Genomic DNA, 13677 nt, shown 5'->3' with positions numbered 1-13677 from the left:
AGTTGGCGATCCTCGCCGACGAATGACGGTCCATCGGCTGTTGGCGAACGTCTCGGCGGAGCGGCGCCGAGGCGCCAGTTTTCATTCGAGCTTCATGGCCGCCACTTCGCCCTCGCTTATCAACGGCACATAGAGGATCGACTTGCCGTCGGTGCCGATGTCGGCGCTGCCGGGCTTGAAATGCGCCACCGCTTCCGGTGCGCCGCCGGTATGATAGCGGTAGAGCGTGCCGGTCATGTAGGCGGTGGCATAGATGCTGTCGCCAATGGCGATGACGCCATCGAGGTCGGCGAATTTCTGGGCGCCCGGCAAGGGCGAAACCACCTTGCTGGCGATGTCGACCGACAGCAGGCCACCGGGCTCCGCCGTGCTGAAGTCGGGCTTGATGCCCTTGCCCCAGGAGGCGACGATCAGCCTGTTTCCATCGGCGAAGACGCCGTTGGGCGAGGCCAGCGCCGCGTCCTTGACGAACAGCTCCGGCCAGTTGCCGTCGATGCGGTCGTGACGCAACTCTGCCCCAGTGTACGGAATCGTACGTAACCGCCCACCATGTCAAACTTTATTGCCGGCAACGGTCGCTCGGCAGATAATCCTGCTGCGTGCCGGAGCCGGCGGACCGCGCGTTTTTTCCATGCGGGGTAAAGGCGCGGGTTCTTGGTTTGAGTTTGGTGAGACCCTACAGGTTTTGTCACTTGAAGAACCGATTTCCGCCGGACCCATAAATTCGTGATTGTCCACATTGCGCGGGAGGCAGTGCGAAATGGATGATGTAATGTTGAACGCCAGGGTTTGCCCCTGTGTTGAAGTGATCGAGGCCTGCGGCGAATGGTTCGTCCGGGTGGCCGAGGATGACCAGGAACTGACCCGATCATTCGAGCTGGAATCGTTCGCACTGGCCTATGCGGAAGGTCAGCGAATGCGGTTGGGGCTTGCCGACTTCAAGCGACTGTAAACCACCAGTAACCTTGCATCCTTGGCCCTTTGGCAGCCCATCACCAAGTGCGCATGGTCTAATCGGCGAGCTTGACGCCTGCATCCGCCGTCTCGTCCTTGAAGTTAACCCTCGTACCCTTCTGCACCATAGAGGCGAGGTCTTCGGCATCCCAGTTGGTCAGCCGGATGCAGCCGTGTGAGAAAGTCGCGCCGATCTTGCCAGGTTCGGGCGTGCCGTGAATGCCGTAGCTTTCGATCGAGAGGTCGATCCAGACCGATCCGACGGGGTTGTTCGGCCCAGCAGCGATGGTGAAAGGCCGCTTGGTCTTTACTCCCTTGAAAGCGAAGCGCGGATCGTAGTGATAAGTTGGATTGTGCACCACGCGTTTGATCTCTGCCATACCGCTCGGCGCCGGCTTCTCATCGCTCCCGATCGATGCCGGGTAGATTGCGAGCCATCTGCCGGAAGGATCGAGCACGCGCACCAGGCGGGCGCCCTTGTCGACCTCGACGCTGGCAACGGCCGCAGGAGGATCGCCCCGGCCAACGTCCGGCACCATCAAGGTCGCACCGGCCCTCCCGAAGCCAGCGTAGGGATTGAGCCTTCGTAGCAATTGTTCGCTAATATGGAAGCGCTCCGCCAACCTCTCCACGGTGTTGCGATAGCCCAGCCGTGGCAGACGGGCCATCCTCTCCATGCGGGTCGGAATTCGCTTGGTAAAGCGCCCGCGCACATCCTTGCGCGTCACCTCATAGGCGATCAGGACCGGGCTGGCTGAGGTTGCCATCAGCCTGTCCCAGGTGTCCTGAGTGAGCTTGCCATCGGACGGGAATCCGTTCGCGGCCTGAAAGGCGCTCACCGCTCTGGCGAAGTTCTCTGAAAGGCGGCCATTGATCAGGCCCGGCGAGAATCGGGCACGGTCCAGAAGGATCTGCGCTTTCAGTATGGCTGGATTGACGCCTTTGGCTGGGCCGACGCCGAATTGGGCCTGATTGACGGCGAGTCGGTCCAGCTTGGCCGCCTCCGTCCCCCCGCATGCGAGGGCGAGTGCCGCGGCGACGACAACAAGGACCCTAAACATCGATGTCAACTCCGGAGCTGCGCAGGAATCTGCGTCTATGACGCGGAAAGACCTTTCTGGTTCCGTCCGCCAACATCCGATTCATCGGCCGACCTTATGGAAAGGCCCGTCACGTCGATGTGGCGAGCCTTTTTCAGTGCGATAGGCACTGCAAGGTCAGGTCAGGATAAGGACGATCTTCAACGTGTCCGGATCGACGATGACGATCCGACCGTCGGCCAACACGAAATACTCGTAGGTTTCGTAGGCTGGTACGATCTTCACGATACGCGCCGGCAGACGATGCAACCGGATCTTGTGCCGGGGAACCTCAATGCCGACCGAAATGTCGAAATCGACATTGGACACCGGCTCGACCCTGGTCTCCTTGATAACCTGGGTGATCTGGGTTTTCTGTTCGACCGTGACATTGGTGATGGAAGCAGTCGACCCCTGATCAGTCTGTGTCGAGGCCTTGCCCTGAGCTTGATCGTCGGTCTTCAGCTTCGTCTTGCCCTGGGTCTGCTGATCAGTGGTCGCACCTGCCTTGCCCTGGGCCTGCTCGTCGGTCTTCAGCTTCGTCTTGCCCTGGGCCTGCTGATCGGTGGTCGCACCTGCCTTGCCCTGGGCCTGCTCGTCGGTCTTCAGCTTCGTCTTGCCTTGGGCCTGCTGATCGGTGGTCGCACCTGCCTTGCCCTGGGCCTGTTCGTCCGTCTTGAGCTTGGGTTTGCCCTGAGCCTGCTGGTCCGTCTGGACCTTGGCCTTGGCCTTGCCCTGGGCCTGCTCGCCCATCTTCATCTTCGAGCCCTTTTGACAGTCGGCCGCGCCGGCCGCGCAATTGCTGTCGCCGCCCGACTGGGTTTCAGCCGGCTGCGTCTGAGCAACTGCGGCACCACATCCGATGCCGAGCGCCAGCATGCTGGTGATCAGAATATGTTTCATGGGAAATCTCCTCGAAAGCGTCAGTCCCTTCGCTGGGTAAACCTCAACGGAAAAACTTTGTTCCAGGCGAATTGAGCAAACCGACGGGCAGAAATTTGAAGGAACAAGCCACATCCGATGGCGTTAACGACCGTGAGACCCGGTTGCGAACGGCAGCCCAAGGGCTCTCCCACACTCGCTCACAACGGAAAGGAGACGATCATGAGGATGCATCTTACCAGTGCAGCGGCAGGACTTTTGCTACTCGCCGATGTTGGCGCCGCCGCGGCTCAGGACGTGGTCATCCAGCCTGAGCAGGAAACGGTGATTAAGGAGTACGTGCACAAGCAGCCGCTGGCTTCCGTCAAGCTCCCTGGCGTGGAACTCAATGTCGGCATGGCTCTGCCAGATACCGTCGAACTTCATGAAGTTCCCAACGTCAAATATCGCTACGTTGTAGTCGACAACCAGACCGTGGTGGTTGATCCTGGCACCCGCAAGATCGTGAAGATTATTCAGTGATCCAAGTTCACCCAAGCCCGCCGCTTTCCGGAGTGGCGGGCTTTTCGCCTTGGCGCTTGGTACAAGGTCGGTCGGTCCAGGGCGTCGTCTAATTAGCCACAATGTTGGCGATCCTCGCCGACGAATGACGGTCCATCGGCTGTTGGCGAACGTCTCGGCGGAGCGGCGCCGAGGCGCCAGTTTTCATTCGAGCTTCATGGCCGCCACTTCGCCCTCGCTTATCAACGGCACATAGAGGATCGACTTGCCGTCGGTGCCGATGTCGGCGCTGCCGGGCTTGAAATGCGCCACCGCTTCCGGTGCGCCGCCGGTATGATAGCGGTAGAGCGTGCCGGTCATGTAGGCGGTGGCGTAGATGCTGTCGCCAATGGCGATGACGCCATCGAGGTCGGCGAATTTCTGGGCGCCCGGCAAGGGCGAAACCACCTTGCTGGCGATGTCGACCGACAGCAGGCCACCGGGCTCCGCCGTGCTGAAGTCGGGCTTGATGCCCTTGCCCCAGGAGGCGACGATCAGCCTGTTTCCATCGGCGAAGACGCCGTTGGGCGAAGCCAGTATCGCGTCCTTGACGAACAGCTCCGGCCGGTCGCCGTCGATGCGGTAGATGGTGTCGGCCAGCATGTCGGTGACATAGACCTTGCCGGACTGGTCCGATGTCATGTCGTTGAGGAAGACGGCATTCGGCACCGCGATGCTCGTGACGAGCTTGCCGCTGGCGAGGTCGACGATGCGAACCTTGGTGATGTCGGCGACATAGAGTTTGCCGCCCGAGATCGCCATGCCCTTGGGTGCGTCCATGCCATCGGTCCAGTGCCGGGTGACCGTCTTGCCGTCCAGCGACAGCACGGAGAGATAACCATTGCCGTCGGCGTCGCCGGGATTGCCTGATATGTTGGAGACGATGATGCGGTTGTTGGCGGCGTCGAACAAAGCCGATTCCGGCTGCTCGAGGCCGGTGGCGCGCCAGAGTTCGGCGGCCTCGGCGGCAGGCGCTGCCGAGATGCCGATAGCCACGATAAGGGCTGAGATGATGAGGGTGTTCATGACTGCTCTCCTGTGATGACGAGGCAGAGCTACGGTTTTCGATACTTTCCGGAAAGGCCTGACACCGCTAGTATCGAAAGTCGATACGAAACTGCCGGCAAGAGGTGCATCGAATGAACGGTCTTATCTTCGAGGCGTTGAAGCGGACGCTGAAGGCGAAGGGCGTCACATATCGCGCGCTTGCCGAACGCATGGGCGTTTCCGAACCGACGGTGAAGCGTATCTTCCACGAGCGCAACTGCAAGCTCGACCGGCTGATGGATATCTGCGCCGCCGCCGGCGTCGAGCTGGAAAACGTGCTCGGCTCGATGAACCGGGGACCAGGTCCGGTCAACCACATCGCGCCGGAGATCGAGCGCAGGCTCGCCGGTCGGCCGGCGCTGCTGTTCATCTTCGTCATGCTGTCGGAAAAGTTCACGCCCGAAGGCATCATGCGCTCGCAAGGCCTGAGCGAGGCCTCGATGTTCCTCTATCTGCGCGATCTCGAGGAGCTTGGCCTGGTCGCGCTCGGCCGGGGCCTCTCGGCAAGAGTGCTGGTCGAGACGCCGATCCAGTGGAATTTCGAAGGGCCGCTGAGGCCGCTGTTCGAGATGACCAACAAGAATTTCATCGGCTGGGCCATCACCCATATCGACAAGGAAGCGACCTTCGTCAGCTTCTCCAGGCGGATGCGGCCGGAGACGGCGGAGATGGTGCGGCGCGAGGCGCAGGAGCTGGCCGATCGCGCCAAGCTGCTCGCCCATCACGACCAGCACACCACGCCGGAGGACGGGCTGGTCGGCTACAAATGGACGTTTGCCTTTGGTGCAACGCCATTTCCGGCGATCATGCCGATCGGGCCGCACGCGCGAGATCCCGGTGCACGGGTGCCCGACAGCCCCAACACTCCGGCAAAAAGGGGTCGCCCCTTGCCGGCATAGTTGGCCTGCTATTCAGGGGCCTTCGCATCGGCAACCTTGTCGTCCCAGACCATCTGCCGGTAGTCGAAACCATATTCCAGCGTCGGCTTGACGATGCGGAAATAGGGCGACAGGTCGAAATCGCGCGGTGTGTAGAGCGAGTGGTGGCGGATGTGCAGGATTTCCTTGCGCGAATAGTTCGACTGCGCCGAAGCGCGGCCGGGCGCACGGGTGATCTCGGGCAGGATCGGATAGCGGATCTGGCCATAGGCCTCGGCGATCAGCGTCGAGCAGATCGCCCGTGTCGGATCGCCGGAGCCGAAGGCCAGCATGCGCCGCCGCCAACGCACCGGCACCGGCGGCGTCGGGAAGAAAAAACGCAGCATGTCGAAAATGTTCTTGAGGTCGTATTTCAGGCCGAGCTTGCCGATCATGAAGGCGACGACCTTGTCGCGATCCTCCGGCGCCAGTCCGCTCGCCCGGCAGATGCGGGTATTGTAGGTGCGATAGCGCGACAATGGCACGGCGACGCAGCCTTCGCCGAGCGTGACCTCGATCAGCCGCCGCCGTTCCGTTCCGTCTTCCGGTTCGGCCAGCGCGTCGCCCACATAGAAGGCCGCATGTGACCAGGTCGACTGGGTCAGATACTTGATCGCCGCCGAGATCTTCTGGTTGCCCTCGATCAGCAGGATATCGCCGGGCTCAAGCGTGCGGCGCAGCGTCTCCGCATCGGACGGCGTATAGGGCTCGTAGCCGGAAGATTCTTCCTGCAGCCGGCCGGCAAGCCAGCGGCCAAGTCTATCCAGAAGCGTGTCGCCAGGCTCGGTCATGCCCTATGGCGATTAGCATAGGCGGGTGGCTGGGCGCCAGCCGCACGTCGGTCAGCTTGCCGTCGCCGCGGCCTCTTCCGGCGACGCAGCCAGATCGTCGCGCGCCTTGCGGGCGAGTTTGCGTGTCGAGCGTTTCGGACTGTCGCCGAACAGCTCCGCCGCCTCGGCAAGACAGCTCTTCTTCAGCTGCTTCTCCGACCGCTTCAAAAGCTTGGCCAGAAGCTTCGTGTCCTCGGGCGGTCCGAGCGGACGGTCATCGGCCTCGAGAAGATCGCGCATCACCAGCACATCGTGCAGGTCGCCCAGCCGCTCGCCCAGTTCGTCAACCGCCTTGCGCCTTGCCTTGATCGGCGTCGGCCACAGCCTGCCGAGCAGCGACAGATGCATGCCGTGGGTCTTGGCCGCCTTGCGCAGATCGTGGAAATCATTGGCCTCGCCGCGCGATCCGGCCTTGTCCAGCGCCTTCCTGGCACGGCGCAAGGTGATGCGGGCGCCTTCGGCAAGCACGTCGGCCGCCTGTTCCGGCTGGTCGGGCAAGGCAAGGCTTTCGATCCGCTTGAGGCCTTCCTCGCATGCCGCGGTCGCCGCACCGATCGCCACTTCGAGCCCGCTGCCCTCATGCATTTCATGCTGGCGGGCAATCAGCCTGTCGCGAACCGCGCCCAGCCCGTCGTCGGCGCTCTCCTTGGGAAAGCTTGCCGCCAGCCGGTCGATGGTCTCGATCAGCGCCGTCGCCTCGCGCGGGCCGGCAAGCAGGCCGGCCACATTGCGATAGCACTGGTTTTCGGTCTCACAGAATGTTTCGTCACCGGAACGAACCAGGCGCAGCAAGGCACGAGCGCTCTTCAACCGCTTGCGGCATTTGTGCAGTGCCTGTTCCGGCCGGCTCCGCGCGGCATCAAGGTGAGCCAATGCCTTGCCGATTTCCTCTGCAAGGATACGCCTGACCTCGCCGGTCAGCGGCACGCGCGGATCGATGCGAAAGCTCATGCGGCGATCTCCGGTATCCCCCCGAGGGCGAGCGACGCGTTGTAGTATTTTGACTCACCGGTGACTTCACGGCCGAGCCAGTCAGGCAGCATTTCGTCCGGCACGTCCTCCGGCGTCTCAAGTTCTGCGACCACAAGTCCCGTAAGTGGACCGCCAAAGACATCGACTTCATAGAGATAGCCGCGGTGCCTAACATGGTGACGTGTCTTCTCGATGACACGTCCGATGGTGAAGTCCAACATCTCCACCGCCTCCGGCAGCGGGATCGGGTATTCGAATTCGTCGCGCTCGCGCGCCTTGCTGCCAAACTTGAGCGTCAGCTTGGCGGACGTGCCATCGCTGATGCGCACGCGCACCGTGCGCCCGGGGCTGGCAGCGAGATAGAACTGGAGGATACGAATACGCGCCTCGGCCAGTTCTAACCATGCGGTGCTGGAGACCAGGAACTTGCGCTCGACTTCCTTGCCCATGGCCGCGCACTAAAGCGGTTACCGCCGGCGATGGCAAGACGGTGACGCACACAAGTTAGCGCTCACGAATTGACTTTAATCAATCGATTGATTAAATATCTGATATGATCAAGCAGTCCGACGCCAAAAATCCCCGCCGCGAAGCATCTCCCGCCGAGATGACGCGTGCGGCGCTTGTCCGCGCGGCGCTGAAATTGTTCGGGCGGCAGGGTTTCGACGGCACTTCGACGCGCGAGATCGCCGCCGAGGCGCAGGCCAATATCGGCTCGATCGCCTATCATTTCGGCGGCAAGGAGGGCCTTCGCGCCGCTGCCGCCGACTTTATCGTCGAGACCATCCAGACGGTCGCCGGCCAGGCGCTCGGCAATGCGCAGGCGCCGATGCCGGGCGGTGCAGAGGCGGCGCAAGCGCAGCTCTTCGCGGCGCTGGAGCGGATGGTCGGCTTTGTCGTGGCCAGCCCGCAGGCCGGCGAGATCGTGCAGTTCGTGTTGCGCGAGCTTTCACATCCGACGGCAGCCCTCGACCGCATCTATGACGGCGTTTTCGAGCCGACGCATCGCCGGCTGTGCCAACTCTGGGAGCAGGCGACCGGCGAGCCGGCCGAGAGCGAGGCCACAAGGCTGACCGTGTTCACGCTGATCGGTCAGGTCATCTATTTCCGCATCGGCCGCGAGGCGGTGATGCGCCGCATGGGCTGGAACGACATCGGCGCCGCCGAGGCCGCCAAGGTGGTGGCGGCCACATCCGGCAATCTCGAGGCCATATTGGCTTCCAGAAAAGGGGCAAAGATGAAGGGGCAAAGACCATGAGCTTTCTGTGTTCGCTGCCGCTCGCTGCGCAGCTTTTCAGCGCCTGTGCCCCGGCTGCCCCGCTGGCCGTCGGCTATGTCGAAGGCGATTACGTGCTGCTGGCGCCGATCGAGGTGGCGCAGGTCGAGACCGTCACGGTCAAACGCGGCGACCGAGTGGTGCCCGGCACGACCGTGGTGACGCTGGAAAGTGCCGACGCGAAGATCGCGGTGGCGCAGGCCGAGGCCGGCCTTGCCCAGGCGCAGGCGCAATTGGCCGATCTGCAGATCGGCAAGCGGCCGGAAGAGATCGCGGTGTTGAAGGCCGAGGTCGACATGGCCAGCGCCCAGGCCGCCGACGCCAAGCGCAAATTCGACCGCGCCGCCGATCTGTTCAAACGCGGCGCCGGCACGCAGGCCGATTTCGACACCGCGTCGGCGACGCTGGAAACGGCCAACGCGCAGGTCGGTCAGGCCACCGCCAATCTCGCCGTCGGTGGCCTGCCGGCGCGTCCCGAAACGATCAAGGCCGCCGACAACCAGGTCAAGCAGGCGCAGGCGACACTGGAACAGGCGCAGTGGCGGCTGTCGAAGCGGGTGCTGGCAGCCCCTTCGCCCGGCCGCGTCAACGATGTCATCCGCAATCCGGGCGACACCGCCGGCCCGACCGCGCCTGTCATTTCGATCCTGCCCGACGGCGCGGTGAAGCTCAGCGTCTACATTCCGGAGAGCGCCTTCTCCTCGGTCAAGGTTGGCACCTTGCTCGGCGTCCATTGCGACGGCTGCGGCGAGGGCGTGAAGGCGCGGGTCAGCTACGTTTCGCCCGATCCCGAGTTCACCCCGCCGGTGATCTATTCGCTCGAGAACCGGCAGAAGCTGGTCTACCTGGTCGAGGCGCGGCCGGAGGGCGATGCCGGCCCGCTGCAGCCGGGCCAGATCGTCGATGTCGATCTGGCGGACAGCGCAAAATGAACGCCATCGACGTCCATGGCCTGGTCAAGCGTTTTGGCAACAAGACCGTCGTCGACCATGTGACGATGTCGGTCGCCGAAGGCGAGATCGTCGGCTTTCTCGGACCCAACGGTTCGGGCAAGACCACCACCATCCGCATCATGTGCGGTCTGCTGACGCCGGACGAAGGCGAAGGCACGGTGCTCGGCTTCAACATCCGCACCGACAGCCTGCGCATCAAGCGCGAAGTCGGCTACATGACGCAGAAATTCTCGTTCTACGAGGATCTGACGATCGGCGAGAATCTCGAATTCGTGGCGCGGCTCTACCGGCTGAAGCCGGTTGAAGAATATGTCGCCGGGACGCTTGAAGACCTTGGCCTGACCACGCGCCGCAACCAGCTGGCCGGCACCTTGTCGGGCGGCTGGAAGCAGCGGCTGGCGCTCGCCGCCTGCATCATGCACAAGCCGAAATTGCTGCTGCTCGACGAGCCGACGGCCGGTGTCGATCCGAAGGCGCGGCGTGAATTCTGGGACGAGATCCATCGCCTCGCCAGCGGCGGGCTGACCGTGCTGGTCTCCACCCACTACATGGACGAGGCCGAGCGCTGCCACCGCATCAGCTACATCTCCTACGGCAAGATGCTGGCCACCGGCACCGTCGCCGAGGTGGTGAAAAATGCCGGGCTGACCACCTTCGTCCTGCAAGGCCCGCGCCTTGACCAGGTGGCCGAAGCGCTTCAAGGGCGCCCCGGCGTGGACCAGGTGGCGCCGTTCGGCGCGACGCTGCATGTCGTCGGCTCCGACAAGAGGAAGCTCGAAGCCGCACTCGCGGATGTCGAAAGAGAGCACAAGGGCGTGAAAGTGTCGCCCGGAGAAACCAGCCTGGAAGATGTTTTCATCCAGTTCATGTCCGGCTCGAAGGACAACATGGCATGAACAGTGTCTTTTCCTTCGCTCGGCTTGGCGCGCTGCTGATCAAGGAATTCATCCAGATGCGGCGCGACCGCATCACCTTCGCCATGATGCTGGGTGTGCCGCTGATACAGTTGGTGCTGTTCGGCTACGCCATCAACAACGACCCGAAAAGCCTGCCTGCAGCACTCGTGGCGACGAGCAACGATCCCTACACGCGTGCCATTGTCGCGGCGCTGCAGACCACCGGCTACTATCGTTTCGACCATGTCGCGCAAAGTGCTGCCGATGCGGAGTTCCTGATATCGCGCGGCGACGTCGCCTTCGTCGTCACCATCCCCGCCGATTTCGCCAAGAGGGTGGAGAGCGGCAACAACCCGCAGATCCTGATCGAGGCCGACGCCACCGACCCGGCGGTGGCCAGCGGCGCTATCTCGACGCTCGGCACCGTCGCTAGCCAGGCGCTGCTGAGGGCGCAAGGCACGCAGGAAGCCGCCGCCGAGGCCGCCAAGGGTCAGCTCGATGTCGTCGTACATCGGCGCTACAATCCCGAAGGCATCTCGCAATACAACATCGTGCCCGGCCTGCTCGGCGTCATCCTGCAGATGACCATGGTGATGATGACTTCGATCGCGCTGACGCGCGAGACCGAGCGCGGCACGATGGAGAACCTGCTGGCGATGCCGTCCAGCCCGCTCGAGATCATGCTCGGCAAGGTGCTGCCCTATCTGGCGGTCGGCGGCGTGCAGGTGGTGGTGGTGCTGGCGGCGGCCAAGCTTCTGTTCGCCATACCCTTCACCGGATCGATGTCGCTGCTGTTGACCGCCGTGCTGATCTTCGTGCTGGCGCTGGTGCTGCTCGGCTATACGATTTCGACCGTCGCCCGCACGCAGATGCAGGCCCTCCAACTCACTTTCTTCTTCTTCCTGCCGTCGATCATGCTGTCGGGTTTCATGTTCCCCTATCGGGGCATGCCGGACTGGGCGCAGACCTTCGGCGAGATCTTCCCGCTGACGCATTTCCTGCGCATCACCCGCGCGGTGATGCTGAAGGGCGCCGAACTGCCGGCGGTGGCCGGCGAGATCGGCTGGCTGGTGGTGTTCGTGGCGCTGTTTGCCGGTGTCGCATTGGTGCGGTTCAGGCGGACGCTCGACTAGCTCTCACGGGTTGAGTGATCTCGTACCGCTAACGAACGGACTTCCTCGGACATAGAAGCGTAGCGGGCGATCCGCGTCCTTCGTAATGCCGATCCGGATGCCCTGCCCGATGTCACCGGCCTGATGATCATCAATTGCCAGCCATAGCGGGCCTTCGCGGCAAAGATCGATCCCGTCGAGCGAACGATCGATACGCAACGCCTGGGCGAGCCTTCCCGGTCCTCGCGCCAGATCGCGCACGCGCTCGATGCCCCGATTGAGCCGCATGATGGCAATGCCCTCGAGCGGCTCGAGCGCCCTGATCAGCACACCGGTTCCGATCCCTGGCATCTCGCTCGAGACGTTGAGCATGTAGGAGACGCCGTAGGCGAGATAGACATAAGCGTGGCCAGGCCCGAGAAACAGCGAACGGTTGCGCGAGGTCATCCCCCGGTAACCGTGCCCGGCGGCATCGCCGACGACATAGGCCTCCGTCTCGACGATGCGGCCGCTGGCGACGCCTTCGGGCAGCTCGCGCACCACGAGTTTGCCAATGAGAGTGCGGGCAAGGGATGCCGTATCATCAGGCAGTTCCGAGCGCACGAGCGGGCGGCGGATGGTCATGCTCAGCGCGGCCAGGTTTCACGGCATCGGCTCGACCCATTGCGCGCGCGAAGGTCCCGGCTCGAACGGATCGGCGAAATACTGGGTCTCGCGGGCGACCTTGCCATCGAGGAACTCCATGATGCTCACGGTGTAGGACGGTCGCCCGTCATAGGCGAGGACAAATTCAGTGACCCAGAGATCGCCCCCGCCAACGATCCGCCGCACCGTGAAGCGCTTTTGATTGGGCTGCGCGGCGCGCGACGACTGGATGTTTTGCCGCCCGCTTATGCGCTCGCCCGACTGCGGATAGTCGAGCACCGCGTCCTCCCGGTAGATCTGGTGCTCCGCCTCGAGGTCATCAGCGTCGGAAGCAGCCCAGTGGCGATCCAGAGCCGCCCGAATCTCCAAGTCTTCCATGCCGGATCTCCCTCGGACATCGCGGTCGTGACCGGGCCTTTCGCTACCCTACGCCGCCGCCATGATCTCGGCATAGGTACCGAAATCGACATTGCCGCCGGAGAGCACCACGGCAACGCATTTGCCGGATAGCTCGATCTCACCCGATGACAGTGCCGCCAGCGCCACGCAGCCGCCGGGCTCGACCACGAGTTTGAGATAGGCCATGGCGTCGCGCATCGCCTGCGCGGTTGCCTTGTCTGAGACCGCGATGCCACCGGCAAGGTTCCTGCGGTTGATCTCGAAGGTGATCAGGCCGGGCTCGGCGGTCAGGATCGCGTCGCAGATCGAAGCGTGGCCGGGCTCGTTCGACACCCTTGCGCCTTCGATGAGCGAACGGCGGGTGTCGTCGAAATGCTCGGGCTCCACTGCCCAGACCGCGGTGTCGGGCGAGGCGTCTTTGACCGCAACTGAGATGCCGCTGGTCAGGCCGCCGCCGCCGCAGGGAATGACGACCGCGTCGAGGCTGACGCCAAGCGCTTTTGCCTGGCGCATCAATTCGAGGCCGATCGTGCCCTGTCCAGCGATGATGGCCGGGTCGTCGAAGGGCGGCACCAGCACCATGCCCCTTTCGATATAAGGGCGCACCACGGTCATGCGGTCGTCGCGAAAACGGTCGAACGGCACCACCTCCGCGCCCATCTTGCGGACATTGGCGATCTTCATCGCTGGCGCGTCTGAAGGCATGGCGATGACCGCCTTGACGCCGAACATCGCGGCCGAAGCGGCGACGCCCTGCGCATGATTGCCCGACGAGAAGGCAACCACGCCTCGGCTGCGTTCTTCTTCACGGAGCGACGACAGCTTGTTGTAGGCGCCACGGAACTTGAACGAGCCGGTACGCTGCAGCGTTTCCGGCTTGAACAGGATCCGGCCGCCGAAGCGCTTGTTCAGCTCCTGCGATTCGATCAAGGGGGTTTCGACGATCAGGCCGGCAAGCCGGGCTGCGGCGGCGTGGATGTCGGCGATGCCGGGAGGGGTGGTCATAGTGGATCCTGTGGAAACATGTTGCCCTTCATGATGCCCGCAAAGGGAGGTGGCGCACCATGGGAAAAATGTGACCGTTACAAAGTTTGGCGAGTCATGATCGGCGTTTGCGCCGCCCCTCACCTGCCTGCCGGCATCCTCTCCCCGTATAGTGACGGGGAGAGGGGAGC

Annotated in this window: 17 protein-coding genes; 7 read left to right on the top strand and 10 right to left on the bottom strand. The window is 63.2% G+C overall.

Features of this window, described 5'->3' with window-relative positions:
- Nucleotides 1-81: 81 nt before the first annotated feature.
- Complete coding sequence (locus tag EN993_RS01810) at nucleotides 82-510, bottom strand: hypothetical protein (protein WP_245468591.1); 429 nt, start codon at nucleotides 508-510, stop codon at nucleotides 82-84.
- A 250-nt stretch (nucleotides 511-760) separates the two neighbouring features.
- On the opposite strand from EN993_RS01810, the gene EN993_RS01805 reads away from it, so the two are divergent.
- A complete protein-coding gene (locus tag EN993_RS01805) occupies nucleotides 761-952 on the top strand; it encodes a hypothetical protein (protein WP_245468590.1) in 192 nt (63 codons plus the stop codon).
- A 58-nt stretch (nucleotides 953-1010) separates the two neighbouring features.
- Here the strand turns inward: EN993_RS01805 and EN993_RS01800 are convergent, their stop codons facing one another.
- Entirely contained in the window at nucleotides 1011-2015 is a 1005-nt protein-coding gene (locus tag EN993_RS01800) for a L,D-transpeptidase (protein ID WP_127262222.1), read from the bottom strand.
- A gap of 156 nt (nucleotides 2016-2171) precedes the next feature.
- Nucleotides 2172-2936, bottom strand: coding sequence for a DUF1236 domain-containing protein (locus tag EN993_RS01795; RefSeq protein ID WP_127262230.1), 765 nt, complete (start codon nucleotides 2934-2936; stop codon nucleotides 2172-2174).
- Between the two features lie 201 nt (nucleotides 2937-3137).
- Between EN993_RS01795 and EN993_RS01790 the strand changes: the two genes are divergently transcribed.
- Entirely contained in the window at nucleotides 3138-3437 is a 300-nt protein-coding gene (locus EN993_RS01790; RefSeq protein WP_127262221.1) for a DUF1236 domain-containing protein, read from the top strand.
- Between the two features lie 183 nt (nucleotides 3438-3620).
- Here the strand turns inward: EN993_RS01790 and EN993_RS01785 are convergent, their stop codons facing one another.
- The gene (locus EN993_RS01785) at nucleotides 3621-4481 is read right to left on the bottom strand and encodes an ATP/GTP-binding protein (protein ID WP_127262220.1); all 861 of its coding nucleotides are present in this window, start codon (nucleotides 4479-4481) and stop codon (nucleotides 3621-3623) included.
- Between the two features lie 113 nt (nucleotides 4482-4594).
- On the opposite strand from EN993_RS01785, the gene EN993_RS01780 reads away from it, so the two are divergent.
- Nucleotides 4595-5401 carry a helix-turn-helix transcriptional regulator gene (locus EN993_RS01780; RefSeq protein WP_126067036.1) on the top strand — a complete coding sequence of 269 codons (807 nt, stop codon included), beginning with the start codon at nucleotides 4595-4597 and terminating at the stop codon, nucleotides 5399-5401.
- An 8-nt stretch (nucleotides 5402-5409) separates the two neighbouring features.
- On the opposite strand, the gene EN993_RS01775 is transcribed toward EN993_RS01780, so the two are convergent.
- The 3 genes from EN993_RS01775 to EN993_RS01765 are packed head-to-tail and all read right to left on the bottom strand — an operon-like array spanning nucleotide 5410 to nucleotide 7670.
- Nucleotides 5410-6210 carry a lipo-like protein gene (locus tag EN993_RS01775; RefSeq protein ID WP_109667682.1) on the bottom strand — a complete coding sequence of 267 codons (801 nt, stop codon included), beginning with the start codon at nucleotides 6208-6210 and terminating at the stop codon, nucleotides 5410-5412.
- Between the two features lie 51 nt (nucleotides 6211-6261).
- Nucleotides 6262-7200 carry a CHAD domain-containing protein gene (locus EN993_RS01770; RefSeq protein WP_127262219.1) on the bottom strand — a complete coding sequence of 313 codons (939 nt, stop codon included), beginning with the start codon at nucleotides 7198-7200 and terminating at the stop codon, nucleotides 6262-6264.
- Entirely contained in the window at nucleotides 7197-7670 is a 474-nt protein-coding gene (locus EN993_RS01765; protein ID WP_127262218.1) for a CYTH domain-containing protein, read from the bottom strand. Before EN993_RS01765 ends, EN993_RS01770 begins: the two co-directional genes overlap by 4 nt.
- 104 nt (nucleotides 7671-7774) lie before the next feature.
- Between EN993_RS01765 and EN993_RS01760 the strand changes: the two genes are divergently transcribed.
- Genes EN993_RS01760 through EN993_RS01745 form a run of 4 tightly spaced genes read left to right on the top strand, consistent with a single transcriptional unit; the run spans nucleotide 7775 to nucleotide 11479 of the window.
- Entirely contained in the window at nucleotides 7775-8479 is a 705-nt protein-coding gene (locus EN993_RS01760; protein WP_109667674.1) for a CerR family C-terminal domain-containing protein, read from the top strand.
- Nucleotides 8476-9429, top strand: a complete 954-nt coding sequence (locus EN993_RS01755) for an HlyD family efflux transporter periplasmic adaptor subunit (protein ID WP_127262217.1) — start codon at nucleotides 8476-8478, stop codon at nucleotides 9427-9429. Before EN993_RS01760 ends, EN993_RS01755 begins: the two co-directional genes overlap by 4 nt.
- Nucleotides 9426-10346, top strand: coding sequence for an ABC transporter ATP-binding protein (locus EN993_RS01750; RefSeq protein ID WP_127262216.1), 921 nt, complete (start codon nucleotides 9426-9428; stop codon nucleotides 10344-10346). Before EN993_RS01755 ends, EN993_RS01750 begins: the two co-directional genes overlap by 4 nt.
- Complete coding sequence (locus EN993_RS01745) at nucleotides 10343-11479, top strand: ABC transporter permease (protein ID WP_126067040.1); 1137 nt, start codon at nucleotides 10343-10345, stop codon at nucleotides 11477-11479. Before EN993_RS01750 ends, EN993_RS01745 begins: the two co-directional genes overlap by 4 nt.
- Nucleotides 11480-11482: 3 nt before the next feature.
- Here the strand turns inward: EN993_RS01745 and EN993_RS01740 are convergent, their stop codons facing one another.
- Genes EN993_RS01740 through EN993_RS01730 form a run of 3 tightly spaced genes read right to left on the bottom strand, consistent with a single transcriptional unit; the run spans nucleotide 11483 to nucleotide 13507 of the window.
- On the bottom strand, nucleotides 11483-12082 hold the full coding sequence (locus tag EN993_RS01740; RefSeq protein ID WP_127262215.1) for a DNA-3-methyladenine glycosylase: 600 nt from the start codon (nucleotides 12080-12082) through the stop codon (nucleotides 11483-11485).
- Between the two features lie 18 nt (nucleotides 12083-12100).
- Nucleotides 12101-12481 (bottom strand): nuclear transport factor 2 family protein, encoded by a 381-nt coding sequence (locus EN993_RS01735; RefSeq protein WP_126067042.1) that lies wholly within the window; start codon nucleotides 12479-12481, stop codon nucleotides 12101-12103.
- Nucleotides 12482-12529: 48 nt separating this feature from the next.
- Complete coding sequence (locus EN993_RS01730) at nucleotides 12530-13507, bottom strand: threonine/serine dehydratase (RefSeq protein ID WP_127262214.1); 978 nt, start codon at nucleotides 13505-13507, stop codon at nucleotides 12530-12532.
- Nucleotides 13508-13677: the final 170 nt, after the last annotated feature.

The sequence above is a fragment of the Mesorhizobium sp. M7D.F.Ca.US.004.01.2.1 genome, from assembly GCF_003997785.1.
Lineage (GTDB): Bacteria > Pseudomonadota > Alphaproteobacteria > Rhizobiales > Rhizobiaceae > Mesorhizobium > Mesorhizobium loti.
The sequence above is the reverse complement of the archived record's forward strand: the minus strand, read 5'-3'. Positions and strand labels throughout refer to the sequence as shown.